Origin of the sequence: Streptomyces tyrfis (assembly GCF_037034285.1) — a bacterium.
Taxonomy (GTDB): domain Bacteria; phylum Actinomycetota; class Actinomycetes; order Streptomycetales; family Streptomycetaceae; genus Streptomyces.
Genome location: NZ_JBAGJZ010000013.1, coordinates 108,605 through 134,716 on the forward strand (window position 1 = coordinate 108,605; position 26,112 = coordinate 134,716).

18 protein-coding genes are annotated in these 26,112 nt (G+C 72.6%); 8 read left to right on the top strand and 10 right to left on the bottom strand.

Annotated features, from left to right (window positions below; all coding sequences use genetic code 11):
• Nucleotides 1–45: 45 nt before the first annotated feature.
• The 5 genes from WA762_RS12790 to WA762_RS12810 form a co-directional block, all read right to left on the bottom strand.
• Nucleotides 46–1,284 (bottom strand): styrene monooxygenase/indole monooxygenase family protein, encoded by a 1,239-nt coding sequence (locus WA762_RS12790; protein WP_335935664.1) that lies wholly within the window; start codon nt 1,282–1,284, stop codon nt 46–48.
• Between the two features lie 68 nt (nt 1,285–1,352).
• Nucleotides 1,353–2,000 carry a GTP-binding protein gene (locus WA762_RS12795; RefSeq protein ID WP_335935665.1) on the bottom strand — a complete coding sequence of 216 codons (648 nt, stop codon included), beginning with the start codon at nt 1,998–2,000 and terminating at the stop codon, nt 1,353–1,355.
• A complete protein-coding gene (locus WA762_RS12800; protein ID WP_335935666.1) occupies nt 1,981–2,391 on the bottom strand; it encodes a DUF742 domain-containing protein in 411 nt (136 codons plus the stop codon). The genes WA762_RS12795 and WA762_RS12800 overlap by 20 nt, the downstream gene beginning before the upstream one ends.
• Nucleotides 2,388–2,867: a roadblock/LC7 domain-containing protein gene (locus WA762_RS12805; RefSeq protein ID WP_335935667.1), complete on the bottom strand. Its 480-nt coding sequence runs from the start codon at nt 2,865–2,867 to the stop codon at nt 2,388–2,390. Before WA762_RS12805 ends, WA762_RS12800 begins: the two co-directional genes overlap by 4 nt.
• A complete protein-coding gene (locus WA762_RS12810; RefSeq protein WP_443080572.1) occupies nt 2,864–5,968 on the bottom strand; it encodes a sensor histidine kinase in 3,105 nt (1,034 codons plus the stop codon). Before WA762_RS12810 ends, WA762_RS12805 begins: the two co-directional genes overlap by 4 nt.
• Nucleotides 5,969–6,322: 354 nt before the next feature.
• Here WA762_RS12810 and WA762_RS12815 point away from each other — a divergent pair, with 354 nt between their 5' ends.
• Complete coding sequence (locus WA762_RS12815; RefSeq protein WP_335935668.1) at nt 6,323–7,114, top strand: hypothetical protein; 792 nt, start codon at nt 6,323–6,325, stop codon at nt 7,112–7,114.
• Between the two features lie 191 nt (nt 7,115–7,305).
• Here the strand turns inward: WA762_RS12815 and WA762_RS12820 are convergent, their stop codons facing one another.
• Nucleotides 7,306–7,803 carry a MarR family winged helix-turn-helix transcriptional regulator gene (locus WA762_RS12820; protein WP_443080573.1) on the bottom strand — a complete coding sequence of 166 codons (498 nt, stop codon included), beginning with the start codon at nt 7,801–7,803 and terminating at the stop codon, nt 7,306–7,308.
• Between the two features lie 226 nt (nt 7,804–8,029).
• Between WA762_RS12820 and WA762_RS12825 the strand changes: the two genes are divergently transcribed.
• Together WA762_RS12825 and WA762_RS12830 are read left to right on the top strand one after the other, a co-directional pair.
• Nucleotides 8,030–8,878, top strand: coding sequence for a lysozyme (locus tag WA762_RS12825; protein ID WP_335935669.1), 849 nt, complete (start codon nt 8,030–8,032; stop codon nt 8,876–8,878).
• Between the two features lie 209 nt (nt 8,879–9,087).
• Entirely contained in the window at nt 9,088–9,852 is a 765-nt protein-coding gene (locus WA762_RS12830; RefSeq protein WP_335935670.1) for a polysaccharide deacetylase family protein, read from the top strand.
• A 122-nt stretch (nt 9,853–9,974) separates the two neighbouring features.
• Here the strand turns inward: WA762_RS12830 and lon are convergent, their stop codons facing one another.
• Nucleotides 9,975–12,398, bottom strand: coding sequence for an endopeptidase La (lon, locus tag WA762_RS12835; RefSeq protein WP_335935671.1), 2,424 nt, complete (start codon nt 12,396–12,398; stop codon nt 9,975–9,977).
• 236 nt (nt 12,399–12,634) lie between these two features.
• Here lon and WA762_RS12840 point away from each other — a divergent pair, with 236 nt between their 5' ends.
• The 5 genes from WA762_RS12840 to WA762_RS12860 all read left to right on the top strand — a co-directional run bounded on the left by WA762_RS12840 (nt 12,635) and on the right by WA762_RS12860 (nt 19,755).
• Nucleotides 12,635–12,820: a hypothetical protein gene (locus WA762_RS12840; protein WP_335935672.1), complete on the top strand. Its 186-nt coding sequence runs from the start codon at nt 12,635–12,637 to the stop codon at nt 12,818–12,820.
• Nucleotides 12,821–12,948: 128 nt separating this feature from the next.
• Nucleotides 12,949–13,641 carry a spermidine synthase family protein gene (locus WA762_RS12845; RefSeq protein ID WP_335935673.1) on the top strand — a complete coding sequence of 231 codons (693 nt, stop codon included), beginning with the start codon at nt 12,949–12,951 and terminating at the stop codon, nt 13,639–13,641.
• A 244-nt stretch (nt 13,642–13,885) separates the two neighbouring features.
• Nucleotides 13,886–14,623: a response regulator transcription factor gene (locus tag WA762_RS12850; RefSeq protein ID WP_335935674.1), complete on the top strand. Its 738-nt coding sequence runs from the start codon at nt 13,886–13,888 to the stop codon at nt 14,621–14,623.
• Complete coding sequence (locus WA762_RS12855; protein WP_335935675.1) at nt 14,620–15,699, top strand: HAMP domain-containing sensor histidine kinase; 1,080 nt, start codon at nt 14,620–14,622, stop codon at nt 15,697–15,699. Before WA762_RS12850 ends, WA762_RS12855 begins: the two co-directional genes overlap by 4 nt.
• Nucleotides 15,700–15,957: 258 nt before the next feature.
• Nucleotides 15,958–19,755, top strand: a complete 3,798-nt coding sequence (locus tag WA762_RS12860; protein WP_335935676.1) for a multifunctional oxoglutarate decarboxylase/oxoglutarate dehydrogenase thiamine pyrophosphate-binding subunit/dihydrolipoyllysine-residue succinyltransferase subunit — start codon at nt 15,958–15,960, stop codon at nt 19,753–19,755.
• A 119-nt stretch (nt 19,756–19,874) separates the two neighbouring features.
• Here WA762_RS12860 and fxsT read toward each other — a convergent pair whose 3' ends face one another.
• The 3 genes from fxsT to WA762_RS12875 form a co-directional block, all read right to left on the bottom strand.
• Complete coding sequence (gene fxsT / locus WA762_RS12865) at nt 19,875–22,868, bottom strand: FxSxx-COOH system tetratricopeptide repeat protein (protein WP_335935677.1); 2,994 nt, start codon at nt 22,866–22,868, stop codon at nt 19,875–19,877.
• Nucleotides 22,869–22,952: 84 nt separating this feature from the next.
• Entirely contained in the window at nt 22,953–24,410 is a 1,458-nt protein-coding gene (locus tag WA762_RS12870) for an aKG-HExxH-type peptide beta-hydroxylase (protein WP_335935678.1), read from the bottom strand.
• Nucleotides 24,411–24,673: 263 nt separating this feature from the next.
• Entirely contained in the window at nt 24,674–25,900 is a 1,227-nt protein-coding gene (locus WA762_RS12875) for an FxsB family cyclophane-forming radical SAM/SPASM peptide maturase (protein ID WP_443080575.1), read from the bottom strand.
• Between the last annotated feature and the right edge of the window lie 212 nt (nt 25,901–26,112).

Here is a 26,112-nt window from a genome sequence, read left to right on the forward strand (position 1 = left end):
GTGGCATCCCGGCGGGGCCCGGCCCGGGCCGTCACGGTCGGGCGCCTACGCGGCGCCGGTGACCTCGGCGAGGTAGGCGTTGGTCTTCTCCGGGTCGAAGAAGAAGTTCTCGAAGTCCGCCGGGTTGTTGAAGCCGTTGGCGAACCGGTTGGCGATCGCCTGGAACTGGTTGCCCGCGCCGAGCAGGTTCAGCACGTGCTCCGGGGGTACGCCGAGCATGGCGTTGGTCCACTTCGTGACGTGCTTCGCGGTCTCCCAGTAGCGGTCGAACGTGGCCTGCATCCAGGTCTCGTCGAACGGCCGGTCGCCGTGCTCCAGGATGGAGTCCAGGTACGAATTGGCGCACTTGGAAGCGGAGTTGGAGCCCTGCCCGGTGATCGGGTCGTTGGCGACGACGACGTCCGCGACGCCGAGCACCAGGCCGCCGCCGGGCAGCCGGCCGATCGGCTTGCGGACGGTCGGGGCGTAGCGGCCCGCCAGGGTGCCGTTGGCGTCGGTCAGTTCGACCTTGGTGGCACGGGCGTACTCCCACGGGAGGTACCGCTCCATGAGCTCCAGCGTCTTGGCGAGGTGCTCGGAGGGGTCCTTGATGCCCTGGAACACATCGATCGGGCCGCCGGGGATCCCCTCCCAGAAGAGGATGTCGGCGCGGCCGGACGTGGTCAGGGTCGGCATCACGAAGAGCTCGCCGACGCCCGGGACCAGGTTGCAGCGGACCGCGTCGAACTCGGGGTGCTCGGGGCGCGGGCCCATGCCGTGGACGTACGCGACGGACAGGGCGCGCTGCGGGGCGTCGAACGGGGAGCGCGAGGCGTCCCGGGCGAACATGGAGACCAGTTCGCCCTTGCCCGCCGAGACCAGCACCAGGTCGTAGGTGCGGGAGAAGTAGTCCAGGTCCGAGACGGCCGCGCCGTGGATGACGAGCTGGCCGCCGCGCTGGGCGAACGTCTCCATCCAGCCGGCCATCTTCACGCGCTGGTCGACGGACTGGGCGTAGCCGTCCAGCTTGCCGACCCAGTCGACGGCGCGCGAGGAGTCGGGGGCGGCGACCGAGAGCCCGAGGCCCTCGATGCGCGGGGCCTGCGACTCCCAGAAGTTGAGCTGGTAGTCGCGCTCGTACTGGAGCGCCGTGTGGAACATGCACTGCGTCGACATGACCCGGCCGGAGCGGATCTCGTCGGCGGTGCGGTTGGACATCAGGGTGACTTCGTACCCCTTGGACTGAAGTCCGAGGGCGAGCTGGAGGCCGGACTGCCCGGCCCCGACTATGAGTATTCTCCGCATCGCGGTTCTCCGATGTTCTGCGTGTCTGTGCCACGGGCGGACCGGCCGGCGCGGCCGGTTCCGTCCCGTCAGGGGGTGGCGTCCAGGGCGTGGCCGACGAGGGCGAGGAGCGACTCGACCACGGTGATCCTGTTACGCGCGTCCATGATCACAACAGGCACGTGCGGAGGGATGGTCAGGGCCTCCCGGACGTCCTCCGCCTCGAACTCCGGTGTTCCCTCGAAGTGGTTGACGGCGACGACGTACGGCAGGCCGCAGCTCTCGAAGTAGTCGAGCGCGGGGAAGCAGTCGGCAAGGCGGCGGGTGTCGGCGAGCACGACCGCGCCGATCGCCCCGCGCACCAGGTCGTCCCACATGAACCAGAACCGCTGCTGACCCGGGGTGCCGAAGACGTACAGCACGAGGTCGTCGGCGAGCGTGATGCGGCCGAAGTCCATCGCGACGGTCGTGGTGAGCTTGTCGGGCGTCGCGGTGAGGTCGTCGGTGTCCTCACTGGCCTGGGTCATCATCGCTTCGGTCTTCAGCGGGGTGATCTCGGAGACCGACCCGACGAAGGTGGTCTTGCCGACGCCGAAGCCGCCCGCGACCACGATCTTGGTGGCGATGGGCGCCCGGGTGTGGTCCAGCTGCCAGGACTGCAACGATTCCTCGGCCTGGTCCACGGCGCCCGGCTGGCGCGGGGCGAAGAGCGACGCCTCAGAGACGGCGGAGTCCATCGAGCACCCTTTCGAGCAGTGCGCGGTCGGGCTGCCCGGCGCCGTGGCCGGTCCCGTACACGCGGATCTTTCCCTGGTCGGCCAGGTCGCTGAGCAGCACCCGGACCACACCCAGCGGCATCTTCAGCAGGGCGGAGATCTCCGCGACCGTGCGCATCCGTCGGCAGAGCTCGACGATGGCCTGGAGCTCCGGCATCAGGCGGGGCCGCGTGCCGTTGGTCAGCTCGCGGCGCTCCTCGGGGGCTTCGAGCGCGGCCACGAAGGTCTCGACGAGCAGGACGTGGCCGAAGCGGGTGCGGCCGCCGGTGAGCGAGTACGGGCGGACCCGCGCCGGCCTTCGGTCGGACCCGCGGACCGGGAGCCTGCGGGCGGGTTCAGCAGCGGACGTCACTGGGTGCTCTCCATCGATTTGCGCAGCTCACTGCGGAGTTCGGGGGTGAGTACGTGTCCGGCTCGGCCGACGAACAACGCCATGTGGTAGGCGATGACGCTCATGTCGCAGTCCGGGGTGGCGTGCACTCCGAGCAGCGAGCCGTCGCTGATCGACATGACGAAGACGCTGCCCTCGTCCATGGCGACCATGGTCTGCTTGACGTTGCCGCCGTCCATCAGCTTGGCGGCGCCCTGGGTGAGGCTTCCGATGCCGGAGACGATGGTGGCCAGGTCGGCGCTGGATCCTTTGGGCCCGTCCTGTCGGCCGGTGGCCTGGGCGTTCAGATGGCCGGGGTCGGAGGAGAGCAGCATCAGCCCGTCGGACGACACGACGGTGACCGAGTGGACCCCTGGCACCTCCTCCACCAGATTGCTCAGCAACCAGTGAAGGTTCCGGGCCTCGGTGCTCAGCCCGAATGTGCTGGGCGCAGTCAACTGCGTGCCTCCTCGACTGTGTCCCCCGTCTCATCGCTTCGGTCGTTGGTGCGGTTGGCCGGTTCACTGTGGTCGGTGGGCGCGGCGGCTCCGGGAAGCGGCTGGGTCGCCGTGGTCGCGGCGAGCTCCGCTTCGACGTCGCGGCGGCCGTCCCTGGCTCCCTGGTGGAAGCCGCCGAGCCGTCGGCGCAGCGCCTCCTTGTCCAGGCCGCCCTTGCGTTCGCTGGTGGGCGCGGTGCTGGGCTTGACGATCCTGGGGGTGCGCTTGGGCAGCCCCTTGTCCGTGACCACCTCCTGCTGCGGCTCCGGCTGCCGGGGACCCGGCAGGGAGTCGGCGGCGGACGCCCCGGCGGGCTCCGGCGCGGCGTCCGGCGCGGGCGCGAGCGCGCCGTAGGTCTCCGGGGCGGCGGGCGCGGCGTACGGCTCGGGCGCGACGTCGTGGGCGGACGCGGCGTACGGCTCCGGGGCGGGCGTCTCCGGGCGGTACGGCTCCGGGGACTCGTCCGCGGCGCGCTCGTGCCGGTCGGGGCCGGCGGCGTACGGGTCCGGGGCGGCGGCGAATCCGCCGGAACCCTCGGCGTACGGGGCGGAGCCGGTGGCGTACGCATCGGGGGTCCCGGCTGGCACGTCGGGTGCGGTGGCGTACGGGTCGGGGCCGGTGGCGTACGTATCGGGGGCCGGGGCGTCCGCGGGGTCCGGGGCCTTCGGCAGCCGGACCTGCATGGTGATCTCGGCCTCGGCCGCGCCGTGGTCCGCGGCCGGGGCGGGCGCGGGGGCCGCCGGGGCGGCGGGCGCGGGCTCGGCGGTGGTTCCGGAGGCGAGGATCGCCCGCTCGGCGGCGGCGATCAGCGGATCGTCGGCCTGGCCGCCGGGCGTGGTACGGCCGGGAAGCGCGTTGGAGTTGGCCTCGGCGACCGATCCGGGCAGGTTGAGCCCGGGCCCGTCCCCGGCGACCTTCACCGGCGGCGGTGCGGCGGCCGGCGGCGCCTTCGGCAGCAGCGACGTGGGCAGCACGACCACGGCGGTGAGGCCGCTGCCCGTGTGGTCGCGCAGCTGGACCCGCACCCCGTGACGCGCGGCCAGCAGAGCCGTGACGTGGAGGCCGAGTCCGGCCTCGGGCGCGCCCTTGTCGTCGTGCCCCGACGAGGTGAACAGGGCGGGGTCGGCGAGCCGGGTGTTGAGGTCGGCCATCCGCTCGGCGGACATCCCGATGCCCTCGTCCTGCACGGAGAGCATGACCTCGCCGGTCTCCAGCAGCCAGCCGGAGAGCTGTACATGGGAGTCGGGGGGTGAGAACGAGGTGGCGTTCTCCAGGAGTTCGGCCACCAGGTGGCTGAGGTCGTCGGCGGCGAAACCGGCGATCTGGGCGTGCGGCGGCAGGGACTGGATGGTGACCCGCTCGTACCGCTCGATCTCGGAGACGGCCGCGCGCGCCACGTCGACCAGCGGGATCGGGCCCGCGTGCCCGTGGCCGTGCTCGGCGCCCGCGAGGACCAGCATGTTCTCGCTGTGCCGGCGCATGACCGTGGCCATGTGGTCGAGCTTGAAGAGGGTGGAGAGCCGCTCCGGGTCGTGCTCGCGCTCCTCCAGGCTCTCGATGACGCCGAGTTGGCGCTCGACGAGGCCGAGGGTGCGCAGGGCGAGGTTGACGAAGGTGTGGTCGACCGTGTTCCGCAACCGCTCCAGCTGGGCGGTGAGATCGGTGGTCAGGACCTGGAGCTCGGCGCGCTGCACGGTGAGCGCCTCGCGTCCGGCGACCAGCTCGGCGTGTTCGGCCCGGAGGCGCTCGAAGCGGCCGTTGTGCTCCCCGAGCAGGCCCTGGAGCCTGCCATGCAGGGCGTTGACGGACCGTACGGCCTGGGCGAACTCGTCGTTGCGGCCGGTGTAGCGGATGGGCTCGGCGGTGTCCGGCTCCGCGGCGAGGCGGGCGGCGCCGATCCGGAGCACGGCGAGCGGCTGGGTGAGCGTGCGGGCCACCGCCGTCGAGACGCCGACCGCGACCAGCAGACAGCCGCCGAGCAGGGCGATCCGCAGTTCGAGCGCGGTGACATCGTCGTCACGGAGCTGTTCGAGGTGGCGGATCTGCTCGGTGCCGAGGGCGGACTCGACGCTGCGCATCCGGTCGAGGCGGGCGGACAGGGCCTCCTCGACCTTCTTGCGGCTGGTGCGCTGCTCGGACTCGGACAGCTCGGGGCGGTCGGTCAGGGTGTTGAGGTACTTCTCCGCGCCGGCGACCTCGGGCCCGGTGACGACGGAGGTCAGCTTGTCGCGGGTGGCGGGGCCCGCGCTCTGGTCGAAGTCGGCCAGCGAGGCGAGTTCGCCGACGCGGGCCTGCTGGGCCGCGGCGCTCAGCTCGTCGCGGACGCGGTCGTCGTCGCTTCCGCCCTGCTGCTGCACGGGCAGGCCGGTGATCGGGTCGATCTGCGGGGCCGAGTCCGCGCCGGGCACCGAGAGGGCGGCGACCAGCAGCCCGCGGGTGGCGGACGCCTGCTCGGTGGCGCGGCCGAGGGCGAGCGGGGCCCGCCCGGTGGAGGCGGCGCGCGGCGGGGTCTTCTCCACCAGCTCGTCGGCCACGTCGTGGAGCTTGGCGATGATCTCGGAGTACGCCTGGTGGGCTTCCAGCGCCGTGCCCTTGCCGCCGAGCGCGGCACGGCGCACGGACGGGACGGTGGCGAGATCGCGTCGCAGCGACTCGGGGGCGGCCGACCGGATCTCGTCCAGCTGCTGGTCGACGCGGGCGCTCCGCGCGCCGGAGCCGCCCTTGCCCCCGGCCTTCTCGTCGCGGTCGGCCGCGATGCGGGCGGTGACCTCGTCGCGCTCGTCCGCGAGGGCGTGGGCGAGCGCGATCGCCTGCTGGTTCAGCTCGGCGAGGGTCACCAGCCGCTGCGACTCGTTCAGGTCGGCGGAGGCGCCGAGGATCGCGGGGGACCCCGCGGCGATGACGGTGATGCCGACGACGGCGACACCGGCGACCAGCCTGGTGCGTACGCGCACGGCTCGCCGGGTGCTCGCGCCCTCGGCGGGCGCCGGAGGCGTCACCTCGGAACCGCTCTTCTTGCCGCCCTTGCTCCGAGGCCGCTTCTTCTGCACCGGTGCTCGCATTCTTGACTCGTCCGCCCTTGAAGCAGAGGTGACGCGCGGTCACGTGTGAGCGAGCGCCCCGACCCCTGGTACGGCTTCCGACCATTCCAGCGCATTTGAGAAGGGGGCGCGCATCAACCGCTCCGCCACCCGAACGAGTGAACATCACTCCAGAGTTGACGAACAAGTCTCCCCCGGAGGCGCGTCCACCACACCTGGACCGTCAGGTGGAACTTCGGTCCCGGCTTTGGCAAGATGCCCGCCCGCACGCGGCACGGAGCCTCTCCTTCCGCTCATTGCACCCCTCTGACCTGCTGGTATAGGCCAATTTTGGCCATGTGCAGGGCCCGTGAAGACGTCGTGCAGACTGGGCGCATGCGCATCGAACTCGCCACCGCCGCCGGGAGCCCCGACCGCCCGAACGAGGACTGGGCCGCCGCCGCTCTTCCCGCTTCCGGCCAGGGCGGGACGCTGGTCCTGCTCGACGGGGTCACCCCGCCGACGGGCGACGACGGCTGCGTGCACTCCGTCCCGTGGTTCACCGCCCGACTCGGCGGCTCACTGCTCGAACTGTCCGGTTCGCGACGAGATCTGAGTCTGCGGGAGATCTTGGCCGAGTCCATTCGGTGCACCGCCGAGGCTCACGCATCCTCGTGTGACCTTTCTCACGCACGAACGCCGCAGGCGACGGTCGTCCTGGCGCGCTGGGACGAACACGAGATCGAGCATGCGGTGCTCTCCGATTCCGTGCTGCTGTTCGGCCTGGCGGACGGGACCGTGCGCCCCCTCCTCGACGACCGCCTGGACCGGCTGCCGCCGGGTTCGCTGGCCGACGAGGCGACCGTGGACGCGCGGCTGCGGAACAAGGAGGGCGGCTTCTTCACCGCCGCGGCCGACCCCTCCGCAGCGGCCCGCGCGGTCACCGGACGCACCCCGCTCGCCGGCATACGGTCGGTGGCGGCGCTGACCGACGGCGCGGCCCGCTGGACCGAGATGTTCCACGAGGGCGACTGGGCGGACTGCCTCGCGGTGCTCCGCGAGGAGGGGCCGCAGTCGCTGATCGACCGGGTCAGGGCGCTGGAGGACGCGGACGCGGGGGCGGGGCGCGCGCGCCTGCGCCGCGGCAAGACGCACGACGACGCGACGGCGGTCCTGGTGACGCCGTGAGGCCGGCGGCGGCCTCGTAGGGCCGTGGGACCGCGAGGCCGGTGGCGGCGCGCACGGAGACGGCGCGTCCCGCCGGCGGCGGCCCGCACACGCGCCGGGGCGCACGGCGCACCGCGCGCCGGACGGGGCGTGGAATGCGGCGCACGGAGTGCGCGGCGCGGACTGCGGCGCACGGAGTACGCGGCGCGGGGTCAGCCCTCGGCGCGGGCGTTCAAGTGGTGCAGCAGCCGGGCCAGTTCGGCCACCTCGTCCCGGTCCCAGTCGGCGAGCTTGCGCACATAGCGCTCGCGGCGGGCGTCGCGGACGCTGCGGTAGCGGTCCAGCCCCTCGTCCGTGAGGTGCACGAGGGAGGCCCGCCCGTCGTCCGGATCGGGCTCGCGCGCCACCAGCCCCAGCCCCTCCAGGGCGCGCAGTTGACGGCTCACGGTCGCCTTGCCCACGCCGAAGTAGGCCGCGAGGTCGGTGGCGCGCTGCCGCCCGGCCGATTCCAGCCGCACGAGCAGCCCGTAGGCGGCGGGCTCCAGTTCGGGATGGACCTCGCGCGCCATCTCGCCGGAGTTGGCGCGCGCCCGGCGCAGGAAGACGGCCAATTCCCGTTCCAGGGCGAGGAATGCGTGGTCCACACCACTTCCACTGGTCGCGCCGCGTTCACTACCGCTTTCGCTCCCGTGCACGTCAACACCCCTCATGAGCTTTCCTGCCGCTGAAAGTTTCTTCCGCCGCTGGTCATCGCCGCAGCTCGGTCAGTATTTCGCAGGCATAGACCAACGACGGCGGCGAGCCCCTCTTCCCTCCCCGGGGTCTACGTGCGTAGCGTCATGCCTGGCATGTTCACACCATGCCACGACGACAGGGGGTGCACCCGGCGCTCCCTGGGATCAGCGCGTCCCCCCACCAACGCCTCGGAGGCACCACATGCCCGTGCTCAGATCCGGCCCCGGACGGCCCCGCCGCTCACGCTTCGCCGCGGCCGGGACCCTGCTCGCAGCCCTCTCCCTCCTCCTCGCCCTGCCCGGCGCGGCCGGCGCCGCGGGGTCCGACGCCGCCGCGAAGAAGCCCGCCCGCGGCGCGGCCACGATGGGCATGGGCGTCGTCGCCCATGACGGCCAGGGCGCCCTGCCCCGCGACACCCGCGCCGTCCAGACCGAAGGCGTCGACGTCAGCGGCCACCAGGGCAACGTCGACTGGGGAACGCTCTGGAACAGCGGCGTGAAGTGGGCCTATGTGAAGGCCACCGAGGGGACGTACTACACGAACCCGTACTTCGCGCAGCAGTACAACGGCTCGTACAACGTCGGCATGATCCGGGGCTCGTACCACTTCGCCACCCCGGACACCACCAGCGGCGCCACGCAGGCGAACTACTTCGTGGACCACGGCGGCGGCTGGTCACGGGACGGCAAGACCCTGCCCGGGGTGCTCGACATCGAGTGGAACCCGTACGGCGACCAGTGCTACGGCAAGAGCCAGTCGGCCATGGTGTCGTGGATCCGCGACTTCGTGAACACCTACAAGGCGCGCACCGGCCGCGACGCGGTCATCTACACGGCGACCAGCTGGTGGACGACCTGCACCGGCAACAACGCGGGCTTCGGCGCCACCAACCCGCTGTGGGTGGCCCGTTACAACAGCACGGTCGGCGACCTCCCGGCCGGCTGGGGCTTCTACACGATGTGGCAGTACACCTCGTCCGGCCCCTACGTGGGCGACCACGACCGCTTCAACGGCGCCTACGACCGCGTGCAGGCCCTCGCGAACGGCTGAGCCGGCCGTCCGCACCCGCACCGCGGTCCGACCGCCGCATCCCGTCGAGCCCCCGGCGACCACCCATCGCCGGGGGCTTCGCCGTGCCCCGGCCCGTGCCCCCGGCCAGGCGCCCACCCCTATGCAATACGTGTATACACCGTATGTATAGTCCTTCTCCGGCGCGCATCGCGTGCTCGGTTCGTGCGGCTACGGAGGAGTGACCCGCCTTGTTCTCGAAGACGAAGCCGGCCGGCGCGGGGTTGGCCGCCGCCCTTGTGACGGCACTCACCCTGACGCTGGCGGGCTGTTCCTCGGACACCACCGCCCCGGCGGACGCGCGCGCCGACGCGGGCTCCGACGCCAAGGGCGCCTTCGGCCCGGCGGACTGCCGCAAGGCGAAGTGCATCGCGCTGACCTTCGACGCGGGACCGGGCGAGGACACCGAGCATCTGCTGGACGTCCTCAAGGAGAAGAAGGTGCACGCGACCTTCTTCCTGCTGGGCAAGAACCACGTCAAGAAGTACCCGGACACCGTGCGCAGGCTCGCCGCCGAGGGACACGAGGTGGGCAACCACACCTGGACGCACCGGATCCTGACGGACCGCGAGCCCGCGGAGATACGGGCCGAGCTGGAGAAGACGCAGGACGCGATAGCGGAGATCACCGGGAAGAAGCCGCGTCTGATGCGCCCGCCGCAGGGCCGCACCGACGAGACGGTCTCCAAGATCAGCAAGGAGCTGGGCCTGTCCGAGGTGCTGTGGAGCGCCACCGCCAAGGACTACTCGACGACGGACTCGGCGCTGATCCGCAAGCGCATCCTGGACCAGGCGGGCAAGGACGGCATCATCCTGCTGCACGACATCTACGAGGGGACGGTCCCGGCGGTGCCGGGCATCATCGACGCGCTGAAGGAGCAGGGGTACACGTTCGTCACCGTCCCGCAGCTGATGGCGCCCGCCGAGCCGGTGCCGGGGACGGTCTACCACCCCTGACACCAAAGGCGGTCCGCCGCCCCGGCAGCAAAGGGGCGCGTCCCGGAACGCGCCGGGCCCCGGCACACCCGCGGTGTGCCGGGGCCCGGACGTGCCGGAGGGCCTCGGTGCGAGGCCGGGGCCTACGCCGCGGCCGGGACCCGCTCCCCCGGCACGGCGGCGGAGGCCGGCGCGAGGGCGATCTCCAGCACCTGGCGGACGTCGGTCACCGGGTGGACGTCGAGGGTCTCCAGGACCTCGGCCGGGACGTCGTCCAGATCCGCCTCGTTCCGCCTGGGGATCACCACGGTGGCGATCCCGGCCCGGTGCGCGGCCAGCAGCTTCTGCTTCAGGCCGCCGATCGGCAGCACCCGCCCGGTCAGCGAGACCTCGCCGGTCATCGCCACGTCCGTGCGGACCAGCCGCCCGGAGAGCAGCGAGGCCAGCGCCGTCGTCATCGTGATGCCCGCGCTGGGGCCGTCCTTGGGGACCGCGCCCGCCGGGAAGTGGATGTGCACGCCGCGGTCCTTCAGGTCCGCGACCGGCAGCTCCAGTTCCGCGCCGCGCGACCGCAGGAAGCTCAGCGCGATCTGCGCGGACTCCTTCATCACGTCGCCGAGCTGGCCGGTGAGGGTCAGTCCGGACGCCCCGGTCTCCGGGTCGGCCAGCGACGCCTCCACGTACAGCACGTCCCCGCCGGCGCCGGTCACCGCGAGCCCGGTGGCCACGCCCGGCACCGAGGTGCGGCGCTCGGCCGGGTCCTGGGCGGACTCCGGGACGTGGTGCGGGCGTCCGATCAGCCCGCGCAGATCGGCCTCGGCGACCGTGAACGGCAGCTCCCGCTCGCCCAGTTCGTGCTGGGCCGCGACCTTGCGGAGCAGCCGGGCGACGGACCGTTCCAGGTTCCGCACGCCGGCCTCGCGGGTGTACTCGCCGGCCAGGGCGCGCAGCGCGGACTCGTCGATCGCCACCTCGTCGGGCCCCAGCCCGGCCCGCTCCAGCTGGCGCGGGAGCAGGTGGTCGCGGGCGATGACGACCTTCTCGTCCTCGGTGTAGCCGTCGAGCCGGACCAGCTCCATGCGGTCGAGCAAGGCCTCCGGGATCGCTTCGAGGACGTTGGCCGTGGCCAGGAAGACGACGTCGCTGAGGTCGAGCTCCACCTCCAGGTAGTGGTCGCGGAAGGTGTGGTTCTGCGCCGGGTCGAGGACTTCGAGGAGTGCGGCGGCCGGGTCGCCCCGGAAGTCGGAGCCGACCTTGTCGATCTCGTCGAGCAGGACGACCGGGTTCATCGAACCGGCTTCCTTGATCGCGCGGACGATCCGGCCCGGCAGGGCGCCGACGTAGGTGCGCCGGTGGCCGCGGATCTCCGCCTCGTCGCGCACGCCGCCGAGCGCGACCCGGACGAAGCGGCGGCCCATGGCGTGCGCCACGCTCTCGCCGAGCGAGGTCTTGCCCACGCCCGGCGGCCCGACCAGCGCCAGCACGGCGCCGCCGCGGCGGCCGCCGACGACGCCGAGGCCGCGGTCGGCCCGCCGCTTGCGGACGGCCAGGTACTCGGTGATCCGCTCCTTCACGTCCTGCAGGCCCGCGTGCTCGGCGTCCAGGACCTCCTGGGCGCCGCGGATGTCATAGGCGTCCTTGGTGCGTTCGTTCCACGGCAGTTCGAGGACGGTGTCGAGCCAGGTCCGGATCCAGGAGCCCTCGGGGCTCTGGTCGGAGGCGCGCTCCAGCTTGTCGACCTCCTTGAGCGCCGCCTCGCGGACGTGCTCGGGGAGGCCGGCGGCCTCGACGCGCGCCCGGTAGTCGCCGGACTCGTCCTCCGGGTCGCCGTTGAGCCCGGCGAGCTCCTTGCGCACGGCGTCCAGCTGGCGGCGCAGCAGGAACTCCCGCTGCTGCTTGTCGACGCCCTCCTGGACGTCCTTGGCGATGGACTCGGCGACGTCCTGCTCGGCCAGGTGCTCGCCCAGCCACTGGACGGCGAGCCTCAGCCGGGCGACCGGGTCCGCCGTCTCCAGCAGCCGCACCTTCTGGGCGGTGGTGAGGAAGGGCGAGTAGCCGGAGTTGTCGGCGAGCGCGGAGACGTCCTCGATCTGCTGGATCCGGTCCACGACCTGCCAGGCGCCGCGCTTCTTCAGCCAGCTGGCGGCGAGGGCCTTGTACTCCTTGACCAGCTCGGCGGCGGCCCCGGGGAGGGGGTCGGGCGCGTCCACGTCGACCCGGACGCCCTCCACCCAGAGGGCGGCGCCGGGCCCGCTGGTCCCGGCCCCGATCCGCACCCGGCCCCGGCCGCGGACGAGCGCCCCGGGGTCACCGCCCGACAGCCGTCCGACCTGCTCGACCGTGCCGATGACGCCGGTGCCGGTGTACGTCCCGTCGACGCGCGGCACGAGCAGCACCTCGGGCTTGCCGCCGCCCTCGCGGGCCGCGGCCTGCGCGGCCTCCACGGCGGCGCGCACCTCGGCGTCGGACAGGTCCAGCGGGACCACCATCCCGGGCAGCACGACCTCGTCGTCGAGCGGCAGCACGGGAAGGGCGAGCGGGGTGACCGTGTGGGACTCGGTAGTCATGATCTCCCTTTCGGCAGTCAACTTGAGCTGCTAAGGCTCAATGCTTCTGAGCCCGCCATTGTTCCCCGGGCCGTGTTCGCTCTGAGCGATCAGTCGGACGTGCTCCGTGGCGCCGCACCGGGCGGCGCGGGGCGGACCGCCGCGCTGTCGGCCCCTCCCGCCGACAGGCCCGGCGGCGGCCTGGGACGATCACTCGGACCGTATGCTCTCCGGCACGCGCGGACATGGGGGAAGCGATGGCTGTTCTGGTACTGCTCGGGATCCTGGTGCTCGCCGTCGGCGGGTGCGCGTGCGTCGTGTGGGCGGATCGCGGCGGGCCCCGGTGGGCCCGCGGCGTGGCGCGCGTGACCCTGGCCGCGGGCGAGCTGGCGCGCCGTTCCCGGCGCCGACCCCTGAGCCCGAACCGGGGCGACGACGACTGACCGGGCCGGGAAGCGCCGCCCCCCGCGGGTCCCGCGCCCGGCCGGCCGGACGGTGCGGCTGGCCGGACGGTGCGGCGACGGGCCAGGATGGCGGGGAACGCATCCGTCGTCCTCCGGAGATCCGCATCATGCCCGACACCCTCGGACCCGACGTCCACTCCCCCGTCACGCTCGACCGCCGCGAAGGCCCGTACGGCGAGGTGGTGCTGCGGAGCCGGGGGGACGACTTCGAGATCATCGCCAACGGGTGCTTCCTCATGGACACCTCGGACGGGCGCTCGGAACGGCTGCTGATCGACGCGGCGCTGGCCGCGCTGCCCGCCGACCGCCGCGATCCGGCGGTGCTCATCGGCGGACTCGGCGTCGGGTTCTCGCTCGTACGGGCCGCCGCCGAGCCGCGGTGGGGGCGGATCGCCGTCGTCGAGCGGGAGCGGGCGATCGTGGACTGGCACCTGACGGGCCCGCTGGGGCGGATCTCCGGGGCGGCGCTGGCCGACCCGCGCACGTCGGTGCTCACCACCGACCTCGTCGCGCATCTGCGGACGACTACGGACCGTTATGACGCCCTGTGTCTGGACATCGACAACGGACCGGACTGGACGGTGACCGACGACAACGCCGGCCTCTACTCCCCCGCCGGGCTGGCCGACTGCCGGGAGCGGCTGACGCCCGGCGGGGTGCTCGCGGTCTGGTCCGCCCAGCCCTCCCCCGCCTTCGAACAGGCCCTGCGGAATGCCGGATTCGGCGGGGTACGGACGGAAGAGGTACGCGTTGCCCGGGGTGTGCCCGACGTGGTGCATCTCGCGATCCGGACGGTCTGAGGAACCCGTCGGAGCCCCGGCCTCCGGACAGCCGGGGGCCAAGCACCACAAGGCCGACACTCCACCGCTCCGCCGAGCCTCCCGCCGTTACACCCTGCGTAGCCGAGAGCAGTCCGCTGCCCTTACGCTGCTGACCGGTGACGGGGTCACCCACGTGACCGGTGACGGGGTCACCCACGAAATCCACAAGCGAAGACCGCGCGTCCGGGGAATGGTCCCCGCGAGGACGGGCAGGGGCGGGGCGATGGAACAGACACACACCACCCACAACGGCGTCGCGGCGACCCCGGGAGCGCAGCGCCGGGTGCTGGTGGTCGAGGACGACGCCACGATCGTCGAAGCCATTTCCGCCAGGCTGCGGGCCGAGGGCTTCCTGGTGCAGACGGCGCTCGACGGGCCCGCGGCCGTGGACGCGGCCGAGGCGTGGCAGCCGGATCTGATGGTGCTCGACATCATGCTTCCCGGCTTCGACGGCCTGGAGGTCTGCCGCCGGGTGCAGGCCCGGCGGCCGGTGCCGGTGCTGATGCTGACGGCCCGGGACGACGAGACCGACATGCTGGTCGGGCTCGGGGTCGGCGCCGACGACTACATGACCAAGCCTTTCTCGATGCGGGAGCTCGCGGCCCGGGTGCACGTCCTGCTGCGCCGGGTCGAGCGGGCGGCGCTGGCCGCGGTCACGCCGCGCAGCGGCATCCTGCGCCTGGGCGAGCTGGAGATCGACCACGCGCAGCGCCGGGTGCGGGTGCGCGCCGAGGACGTCCACCTCACGCCGACCGAGTTCGACCTGCTGGTCTGCCTGGCCAACACGCCGCGCGCGGTGCTCTCCCGGGAGCAGCTGCTCGCGGAGGTCTGGGACTGGGCGGACGCCTCCGGCACCCGTACGGTCGACAGCCACATCAAGGCGCTGCGCCGGAAGATCGGCGCGGAGCGGATCCGTACCGTGCACGGCGTCGGCTACGCGCTGGAGACCCCGGCGCCATGACGCGGCCCGGCTCCGGACTCCGCCCCTTCTCGGTCAAGGCCAAGCTGGGCACGCTCGTGGTGGTCTCGGTGTTCATCACCACCGGGCTGCTGATGGTGGCCCTGCGGACCAGGACCGAGCTGCGGTTCATCACGGTGTTCTCGGTGATCGCGACGCTGCTGATCACGCAGTTCGTGGCGCACGGCCTGACCGCGCCGCTGGACGAGATGACCACCGTGGCCCGGTCGATCTCGCACGGCGACTACACCAGACGGGTGAGCGGCGCCGGGCGGCGCGACGAGCTCGGCGACCTGGCCCAGACGATCAACCGCATGGCGGACGACCTGGAGGCCGTGGACCGGCACCGCAAGGAGCTGGTGGCCAACGTCTCGCACGAGCTGCGCACGCCGATCGCGGCGCTGCGCGCGGTGCTGGAGAACGTCGTGGACGGGGTCTCCTCGGCCGATCCGGAGACGATGCGCACGGCGCTGAAGCAGACCGAGCGCCTCGGCCGGCTGGTGGAGACCCTGCTGGACCTGTCCCGGCTGGACAACGGCGTGGTCACGCTGAAGGCGAGCCGCTTCGAGGTGTGGCCGTATCTGTCGGGGGTGCTCAAGGAGGCGAACAACTTCGCCGCCGCGCACCGCGCGCTGTCCTCCGGCTCCGGGCACCACGGCCGCAAGGACGTGGCCCTGGCGCTGGACGTGTCGCCGCCCGAGCTGACCGCGTACGCGGACACCGAACGGCTGCACCAGGTGGTGGCCAATTTGATCGACAACGCTGTCAAGCACAGCCCGCCGCACGGCCGGGTCCAGGTGCTGGCGCGGCGCGGCGACGGGCCGGAGTCCCTGCACCTGGAGGTCCTGGACGAGGGGCCGGGCATCCCGGAGCCGGAGCGGCACCGGGTCTTCGAGCGCTTCAACCGCGGCGAGGTCTCCTCCCCGCACGGTCCGGGCAGCGACGGCGGCACGGGGCTGGGCCTGGCGATCGCCCGCTGGGCCGTGGACCTGCACGGCGGACGCATCGGAGTGGCCGAATCCGCTCGCGGATGCCGCATTCGCGTCACCCTTCCAGGGATTCCACAACCGCGAGGTTGACATAGGGTTCGAACCGGAAGGGCGCGTTCTGCGTGTCCTCCTGCGAGGGTATGGTCCAGGGGACCGTAGCCGCGGTCCCTCGTGTTCAACGGGCAAGCGGAACCATGCTTGTTTCCCGCCAATCCATGCGCCGAAACCCGCCGTCCAATGTGACTTGCGCGACGAAGAGCGGCCCGGCCTGCGTGGAACGGCCCGGGAGGCGTAGCCTTGATTTCCGCTGTCCATCACCTTGTGAAGCGGAAGAGGGCGGTTGCCGCCGTGTCGTCTCAGTCCCCCAGTAACTCGAGCATCTCGACCGATCAAGCCGGCCCGGGTTCCGACCCGGCCGCCGCTTTCGGCCCCAACGAGTGGCTCGTCGACGAGATCTACCAGCAGTACCTCCAGGACCCGAATTCGGTCGATCGCGCCTGGTGGGACTTCTTCGCCGACTACAAGCCGGGCGCCTCCGGCACGGCGGACAAGCCCGTTCCCGGCGCCCCGGCCCCGGCCGCCGCCGCGCCGCAGGCCGCCCCCGCACAGGCCCCGGCTCCGGCCGCGAAGGCCCCGGCGGCCCCCGCCCCCGCGCCCGCGACCCCCGCACCGGCCGCTCCGGCCGCTCCGGCGAAGGCCGCCCCGGCCCCCGCCGCGAAGGCCGAGCCCGCCGCCCCGGCCAAGGCCGCCGCCGCACCGGCCGCCGAGGCGCCCGAGGGCCCGGAGTACGTGACGCTGCGCGGCCCGTCGGCCGCCGTCGCGAAGAACATGAACGCCTCGCTGGAGCTGCCGACGGCCACCTCCGTCCGCGCCGTTCCGGTGAAGCTGCTGTTCGACAACCGCATCGTCATCAACAACCACCTCAAGCGCGCCCGGGGCGGGAAGATCTCCTTCACCCACCTCATCGGGTACGCGATGGTGCAGGCCCTCAAGGCCATGCCGGCGATGAACCACTCCTTCACGGTGAAGGACGGCAAGCCGACCCTGGTCAAGCCGGAGCACGTCAACCTCGGCCTGGCCATCGACCTGGTCAAGCCGAACGGCGACCGCCAGCTCGTCGTCGCGGCCATCAAGAAGGCCGAGACGCTCAACTTCTTCGAGTTCTGGCAGGCGTACGAGGACATCGTCCGCCGCGCCCGCAGCGGCAAGCTCGGCATGGACGACTTCACCGGCGTCACCGCCTCGCTGACCAACCCGGGCGGCATCGGCACCGTCCACTCCGTGCCCCGCCTGATGCCCGGACAGGGCCTCATCATGGGCGTCGGCGCCATGGAGTACCCGGCCGAGTTCCAGGGCACTTCCCAGGACACCCTGAACAAGCTGGGCATCTCCAAGGTCATGACCCTGACCTCGACGTACGACCACCGGGTCATCCAGGGCGCCGCCTCCGGCGAGTTCCTGCGGATCGTCTCCCAGCTGCTGCTCGGCGAGAACGACTTCTACGACGAGATCTTCAAGGCGCTGCGCATCCCCTACGAGCCGGTCCGCTGGCTCAAGGACATCGACGCCTCGCACGACAACGACGTGACCAAGGCGGCGCGGGTCTTCGAGCTGATCCACTCCTACCGGGTCCGCGGCCACGTCATGGCCGACACCGACCCGCTGGAGTACCGCCAGCGCAAGCACCCCGACCTGGACATCACCGAGCACGGCCTCACCCTGTGGGACCTGGAGCGGGACTTCGCGGTCGGCGGCTTCGCCGGCAAGTCGCTGATGAAGCTCCGCGACATCCTCGGCGTGCTGCGCGAGTCGTACTGCCGCACCACCGGCATCGAGTTCATGCACATCCAGGACCCGAAGCAGCGCAAGTGGATCCAGGACCGGGTGGAGCGCACCAGCACCCCGCAGCCGGAGCGCGAGGAGCAGCTGCGCATCCTGCGCCGGCTGAACGCCGCCGAGGCGTTCGAGACGTTCCTGCAGACCAAGTACGTCGGCCAGAAGCGGTTCTCGCTGGAAGGCGGCGAGTCCGTCATCCCGCTGCTGGACGCGGTCATCGACTCCGCCGCCGAGGCCCGCCTCGACGAGGTCGTCATCGGCATGGCCCACCGCGGCCGGCTCAACGTGCTGGCGAACATCGTCGGCAAGTCGTACGCGCAGATCTTCCGCGAGTTCGAGGGCAACCTCGACCCCCGGTCGATGCACGGCTCCGGCGACGTCAAGTACCACCTGGGCGCCGAGGGCACCTTCACCGGTCTGGACGGCGAGCAGATCAAGGTCTCGCTGGCCGCCAACCCCTCGCACCTGGAGGCGGTGGACCCGGTCCTGGAGGGCATCGTCCGGGCCAAGCAGGACGTCATCAACAAGGGCGGCACGGACTTCACGGTCCTGCCCATCGCGCTCCACGGCGACGCGGCCTTCGCCGGCCAGGGCGTCGTCGCCGAGACGCTCAACATGTCGCAGCTGCGCGGCTACCGCACCGGCGGCACCGTGCACGTGGTGATCAACAACCAGGTCGGCTTCACCGCCGCCCCGGAGTCCTCCCGCTCCTCGATGTACGCCACGGACGTGGCGCGCATGATCGAGGCGCCGATCATCCACGTCAACGGCGACGACCCCGAGGCCGTGGTCCGGGTCGCCCGGCTGGCTTTCGAGTTCCGGCAGGCGTTCAACAAGGACGTCGTGATCGACCTCATCTGCTACCGCCGCCGCGGTCACAACGAGGGCGACAACCCGGAGTTCACCAACCCGCAGATGTACACCCTGATCGACAAGAAGCGCTCGGTGCGCAAGCTCTACACCGAGTCCCTCATCGGTCGCGGCGACATCACCCTGGAAGAGGCCGAGCAGGCGCTCCAGGACTTCCAGGGCCAGCTGGAGAAGGTCTTCGCGGAGGTCCGCGAGGCCACCTCGCTGCCGGCCCCGGCGCACACCCCCGAGGTCCAGCCCGAGTTCCCGGTCGCCGTGAACACCGCGGTCTCCTCGGAGGTCGTGAAGGTCGTCGCGGAGTCCCAGGTCGACATCCCCGACCGGATCACCGTCCACCCGCGTCTGCTCCCGCAGATGCAGCGTCGCGCGGCCTCGGTGGAGAACGGCACGATCGACTGGGGCATGGGCGAGACCCTGGCCATCGGTTCGCTGCTGATGGAGGGCACCCCGGTCCGGCTCGCCGGCCAGGACTCCCGCCGCGGCACCTTCGGCCAGCGCCACGCGGTCCTCGTCGACCAGGTGACCGGCGAGGACTACACCCCGCTGCTCTACCTCTCCGACGACCAGGCCCGTTACAACGTCTACGACTCGCTGCTCAGCGAGTACGCGGCGATGGGCTTCGAGTACGGCTACTCGCTGACCCGTCCGGAGTCGCTGGTCATCTGGGAGGCCCAGTTCGGCGACTTCGCCAACGGCGCCCAGACCGTCATCGACGAGTTCATCTCCTCGGCCGAGCAGAAGTGGGGCCAGACCTCCGGCGTCACGCTGCTGCTGCCGCACGGCTACGAGGGCCAGGGCCCGGACCACTCGTCCGCCCGCCCGGAGCGCTTCCTCCAGCTGTGCGCGCAGAACAACATGACGGTCGCCATGCCGACGCTGCCGTCGAACTACTTCCACCTTCTGCGGTGGCAGGTGCACAACCCGCACCACAAGCCGCTGATCGTCTTCACCCCGAAGTCGATGCTCCGCCTGAAGGCGGCGGCGTCGAAGGCGGAGGAGTTCACCACCGGCGGCTTCCGTCCGGTGATCGGCGACGACACGGTGAAGCCGGAGGACGTCCGCAAGGTCGTCTTCTGCGCCGGCAAGGTCTACTACGACCTGGAGGCCGAGCGCACGAAGCGCGGCGTCACGGACACCGCGATCATCCGGCTGGAGCGCCTGTACCCGCTGCCGGGCGCCGAGCTCCAGGCCGAGATCGCCAAGTACCCGAACGCCGAGAAGTACCTCTGGGCGCAGGAGGAGCCGGCCAACCAGGGCGCCTGGCCGTTCATCGCCCTGAACCTGATCGACCACCTGGACCTGGCCGTCGGCGCCGACGTCCCGCACGGTGAGCGTCTGCGTCGCATCTCGCGGCCGCACAGCTCGTCCCCGGCGGTCGGCTCGGCCAAGCGCCACCAGGCCGAGCAGGCGCAGCTGATCGCCGAGGTCTTCGAGGCCTGACCGGCTGCCGTACGCGAAGGGGCCCGGTTCCGCGAGACGATCGCGGGGCCGGGCCCCTTCGTGTGCGGGCGCGTTCGTGTGCGGGGCCCCTTCGCGTGCGGGCGTGCCCGGGCGGGTCGTCAGACCATCTGCGGTTCGAAGTCCCAGTACGGGCGGGAACGGGAGCGGGCCGAGACCGTGTGGACGTGCTGGGCGCCCAGGGTCGCCTCCAGGTCGCCCAGGGCCTCCGTCTCGATCTTGTCCGCCCGCTGCCGGTCCCGGAGCCCGCGCAGGTCGGCGGCGTGCGCGATCCGGGCGGACAGGGTCAGCGGGTGGGTGCGGCCGAGGACCTCGACGGCCCTGGTGACGACCGAGGCGGTGAGCGCGGCGGCGGATTCCGGGTCTCCCACCAGGTTCCGCAGCGCCGAGGCGTTGATCGCGCAGCCCAGTGTCCAGGGGTGGTACTCCCCCACGGCCCGGGTCATGTCGGCGAGCGCCTCCTCCAGCAGGGCGTGCGCCTGGTCCCGCTCCCCCACGTTGCGCAGGATCAGGGCGTGGTTGGCGCGGGTGCCCGCCACATAGGGGTGCCGGGCGCCGAGCATGGCCAGATATCCGGTGACCACGCGTTCGCCTATGTCCCTGGCCTGGTCGACGTCGGCGTGCTCGCGGGCGAAGAAGCTCTGGCTGGCGGCGAACATCATCGTCAGCGGGTCGGTCTCGCCCAGGACGCGTTCGGAGCGTTCGAGGACCCGGGTGAACAGCTCCCCGGCCTTGACCCGGTCTCCCGAACGGTACTGGCAGAGCGCGAGGTTGTGTTCGGCGCGCAGGGTCTGCGGGTTGTCGGGGCCCATGACCAGGCGGTGCACCCGGACGCTCTGGTTCTGCAGCGACAGAGCGTCGCCGTAGCGGCCCAGCAGACGCAGGTCGGTGGCGTAGTTGATCTCGGAGTAGAGCGTCCAGCCGTGGCGGGGGCGCAGCAGTTGCCGCCGGGCCTCCAGGGTGCGGCGGTTGAGTTCGAGCGCCTCCTCGTACCGGCCCAGCAGGCGCAGGGAGACGGCCATGTTGTTCTGGGCGTTGAGGGTGCGGGAGTCCTGTTCGCCGAGGAGTTCGCGGTAGGCCACGAGGATCCAGCCGGAGATCTCCAGCGCCTCGTCGTACCGGCCCAGTCCCCGCAGGTCGGCGGCGAGACCGCCGGCGGCGCGGAGGTGTTCCAGGTCCATGGGGCCGCGTTCGGCCCGGAGGTGTTCGACGGCGGCCCGCTCGATGTACTCGGTGCCGGCGTAGTCGCCCACGGCCCGCAGCAGGTTGGCGTAGTTGTAGCTGAGGTCCCAGACCCGGGGGTGGTCGTCGCCGAGGAGTTCCCGCCAGGCTCTCATGGCGCGTTCGCCGAGTTTGATGCCGGCCCGGTACTCGCCGGAGAGGTACATGTAGCGAAGGCAGTTGAGCACCAGGGTCTGCACCCCGGGGTCGGTGCTGCGGAGCACGTCGGCCCATTTGAGGTGCGGGGTGATCTCGGCGTAGGCGGGCCACAGGCGGGTGTCGGTGGGACGGCCGGGGTCGGCGGCGGCGAGGGCCCGGCGGACCACGTCGACGAACTCCCGGCGGTCGCGTTCCGGCATGTCCTTGCCGATGATCTGGTGGACCATGCGGTGCATGTAGAGGGACTCGCCGGAGGACGCCTCCTCGCCGGCCGTCTCGTGGGACTCCAGCCGGACCACGGAGTACTGGCGGAGCTGGCCGATGGCCTTGTTCCACAGCAGCGGGTCGTTCATCAGCCCGGAGAGCTGCTCGGGCAGTTCGCCGGGCGGCATCTCGCGCAGCAGCCGCACGGGGATGGAGCCGGGGGCGAAGAAGCTGCACAGGCGGAGCAGGTCGACGGACTCGGGGACGGTGTCCCTCAGCTTGTTCAGCAGTATCGACCAGGCGGTCTGGAAGGCCAGCGGGAAGTCGGCGGAGACCTTGACGACGTCCTGGTCGATGCCGCCCTCCAGGAGTTCGATGTACTCCTCGACCGACATGTCGGAGTCGTTCAGCCAGCCCGCGGTCTGGTCGAGGAGCAGCGGCAGGTCCTCCAGCGCCTCCGCCAGCCGGTCGGCCTCGGCGGGGTTCAGGCGCGGGGCGCGGCGGCGGACGAACGCGACGGACTCGTCGCGGGCGTAGACGGGGACCTCGACGAGGTTGCTGTTGTGTTCGCTCCACTCGGGGTTGCGGGAGGTGATCAGGACGTGTCCGGGCCCGGTGGGCACCAGGTCCCAGATGTGCTCGGGCTCGTCGGCACCGTCGAGGACGAGGAGCCAGTGGGAGTGGGGTTCGCCGCGGCGCAGGGCGTCGCGCACGGCGCGGAGCCGTTCGCCGTACTCGGCGCCGGTGGACAGGCCCAGTTCGGGGGCGAGTTCGGCGAGTTTCTGGCGGTAGAGGGCGCGGCGGTCGGCGGGCACCCACCAGACGACGTCGTACTCGGAGCCGAAGCGGTAGACGTACTCGGCGGCGAGTTGGGTCTTGCCGACGCCGGACATGCCGTGCAGGGTCACGACGCCGGCGCCGGACCCGGCGTCCTGGAGCGCCAGGTAGGCCTTGTTGAGCAGTTCCTCGCGGCCGGTGAAGCGGGTGTTGCGGCGCGGCACCCCGCCCCACACCTCGGGGGTGTCGGCGGGGTAGCGGGGACCGGGCCGGTGGTCGGCGGTCTCGGGGAGCGGGTCGGCGGGCAGGTCCAGGCGGACGCAGAGCCGCCGTTCGGCCTCGTCGGCGCCGACGTTGGTCAGGTCGGCTGCGCCGAAGACGGACGTGGCGCCGGGCAGTACGGAGGTGGTGACGCAGACGGCGGCGAAGCGGTCGGGGTCGGCGGCGACGACCTCGCGCAGCGCCCTGTTCCACTCCTCGTGGCTGCGCGGCCCCATCTGGAAGTACCAGTCACTGAGGATCACCAGGACCCGGCCGCGGGCGAGCGTGAGGTCCCGCAGCGCCTCCTCCAGCGGGATCTCCACGGGCGGGTCCCAGCGCTGCTGGACGACGGACACCCCGCGCCGCTCCAGACGGTCCCCGATCCACGCCGCCCAGGCCCGGTTGAATCCGGCGAAACTGATGGTGACGGTCTGCCCCCCGGTTGCTCCAACTTGCTTACGCGTTCCGGGCATTCAACCGTCTCCCTGCCTCGATTCGAGCCTTGTCAACATACACCCGGAGCCCGGCCGCTCCAGAGGATCGGCGCACGGGGTTCCTCATGGCCTTCGCGGGCCGTTCCTCTGCTGCCATATCACCTTGGTGGTGGCCACGTACGCCTTCGCGCGCGCGAGGTGACCCGTCGGAGGCGGACAATCGTCCAGACGGTGGTAGAGCGAGATCATCTCGTTGACCAGTGTCCGGCCCTCGCGGGTCAGGGCCGCCGATCCGGCGAGCACGGGCAGTACGGCCCCGACCTGTTCGCGGCAGCGGGCGTGCTCGGCCCAGGCCAGGTCGCGGTGGGTGACGCGCCGCGCGCCGAGTGCGAACCGCTGCCAGTAGTCGGCGAGCGCGAGGTGCGAGTAGGCGCCCTGGAGGAGGCCGTCGAAGGGCCTGGGGTCGGGGCGCCAGGGGGCGAAGTGGCGGGGTGCGGCGTCCTCGTGATGGAGCGGCACGAGGGCGCAGAGCGCGGAGAGCTTGGTGTGCTGGAGTTCGTGGACGAGGGTGGAGGCGAAGTAGGCGCCGGTGGCGGGTTCGCTGCTGAGGACCGCGCCGAACGCCTCGCGTCTGGTGCCGCTGCAGTGTGCCGCGCCCTCGCCGGTGGGTCCGGAGCCGGGCGGGGGCGCGAGCGGCACCAGGCAGCGCAGCAGGACGGCGGTCTCGGTGAGCCGGTGGTCGCCGCCGACCCGGAGCAGGGGCACCGCCCCGGCCCAGTGGGCGGCCCAGGACTCGCGCGCTCGGTCGTCGATGTGGGGGGCGGCGCTCAGCCCGTGGCGCCGGGGCCCGTCGACGTCGGTGCGGTACGGGTCGATGTCGTCCAGGGGGACGGGGCCGATGCCCCGCTGGGCGGCGGGCAGGGTGAACACCGGGAGCCAGCGCGGATCGGCCGACCCGGTCGCCCCGTCGGGCCGCGTGCGCACGACGAGGGCGCGCCCGCCGGGTTCCTGACGCAACGACAGCTCGCCGTCCCGGAAGTCGGCGGCGACGGTGCGGGACGTGGTGCGCAGGGCCCCGAGGGTGGGCAGGGGCAGCAGCCCGTCGTGCGGGGTGAGCCGGGCCGTGAAGGGCATCCCGGCCCGGATCGCGGCGGCGGCGGCCAGACGGCTCAAGTGGGCGAGATCGGCGGCGAGTCGGGCCGTGGTGCGGGGGTCGGGCGCCGAGCGGGACGGGGGTGGGGGCGCGGCGCCGGACGCGGGACCGGAGCCGTGGGCGCGGGTGGCGCCGGGGCCGGTCGCGGGGCCGGAGAGCCCGTGCAGGCAGCGTTGTGCCCAGGGGCCGGTGAAGGGGTGGAACAGGACGGTGCGCGCGGCGGCCCGGTCGGTGCGTTCGGCGGCCTCCAGCAGGGCCCAGTCCTGTCGTAGCCGGTCGAGCGCCCGGGGCGGGCAGAGGGTCGCGGAGGCGGCCTCGGCCGCGTCGAGCAGGGCCCGCAGGAGGAGGAGCCGACGGGTGTCCTGGTCGCGTACGAGGATCCGGAGGGTGTCGGCGTCGCCCTCGGTGCGCCCGAGTTCGCGCAGCATCCCGTCGGTGAGCGGGCGGACGGACGGAACGGGGGCCGGGCCGGCGGACGGCGGGCCGGGCGGAGCAGCGGTCGAAGGGGCTGTGGACGACGGGGACCGGGAGGGAGGGGCTGTGGGCGGAGCGGGTATGGGCGGATGGGCCATGGGCGGAGGGGATATGGCCGAGGGGGCGGGTGTGCGGGGCGGGAGGGGGTGCGGGGGCCCGGGCGGGCAGCCCCGCGGGGGGCCGGGGGACGGACGGGGCGGGGGGATGCGTGGGGGGATCATCGGCGGACTCCTGCGGTTGCGTCGGACAGCCGGCCCGCCACGTGGCGCACCAGCCGTTCGAGATCGGCGCAGTAGACTGAGGGGTTGGTGAAGCCGTTGTCCGCGCGGTAGCGGTGCGCGTAGTGGCCGCCACCGCAGACGGTCAGCAGCGGACAGGCACGGCAGGTGGCGCAGAGCGCCCCGGCCCCTGCCTGGCGGGCGGCGACGCCGGGGTGGCGCAGGGCGTCGTCGAGGGTGTGGCGGAAGACGTCGAGCCCGGTGGCGGCGGCGGTGTCGTAGGCGGACTTGAGGGAGTCGACCTGCTCGATCGTCCCGTCCGTCTCGATCACGATCGCGTCGACGGGTTCGAGGCCGAGGGACTCGGTGGCGGCGGGCAGGCCCAGCAGCAGCGCGACGCACTCCTCGAAGAGGCGGATCCGGGTCTCCCGCCGTCCGGCCCGCCACCACCGGTCGAAGACGGCGGCGAGCCAGTCCCCGTACGGGGTGGGGCGGCGCGGCCCGGGGCCGGTGCGGGGGGCCGGCGGGGCGGGCAGCCCGGGCGGGGGGCTGGTCCAGTTGCCGTGCGGCAGCAGCAGGTCCAGGGCGGGCGGGCGCAGGGCCAGCAGCGACTCGTAGGTCTCGACCGGGTCGGTGCGCGGGTCGACGACGGTGAGGATGCCCGCGTACGCGTCGGGGTGCCGGTCGGCGAGGAGCCGGGCGCCGCGCGAGGCGGCGGGCCAGGCGGGGCGTCCGGCGTGGTCGACGCGCTGGGCGTTGTGGGCGGGCAGCCCGCCGTCCAGGCTGATGCCGACGCGGATGCCGTGCCGGGCGAGGGCGGCGGCCCGGGCCTCGGTGAGCAGTGTGGCGTTGGTCTGCACGGTGGTGTGGACGGCGCAGCCCGCGGGCGCCAGGCCGCGTACCCGGTCCGCGAGGGCGGCGAGGCGGCCGACTCCGGCCAGGAGGGGTTCGCCGCCGTGCAGCACCAGGGCGAGGGCGGGCAGCGAGTGGGTCGCGGCGTGTTCGGCGATCCGCTCGGCGGCCCGGTCCAGCACGGCGGGCGGGGCGGCGGCCGGGCGGTCGCGCCAGGTGTGGTCGGGGCCCGCGTAGAGGTAGCAGTAGCGGCACGCCAGGTTGCAGCGGCCGTGCACCTTGACGATGAACTGCGTGAAGGGGAACGGGCGTCGGCGGGCGCCGGTGTCGCCGCCGGTGCGCCGGGGTGGGCGCGGCGTCGTCCTTCCAGCCACTACGGCACCCCCGTGCTGCGTGTATGCCGGGACAGCCACCGTCGCCGGCCCGAGGCGAGTATCCCTGGTGCGGCGCGCGGGCAAACCCGGCCCCGGCCACGATGTCCGGTTCGGCCGGGCCCCGGACCGAAAACGCGCGGATCCGGCCACGGACCGTGTGCAGTACGGGAGTTGGGGCCGAATGCCGTCGCACGGGCCCGGTGTGAGAGCGC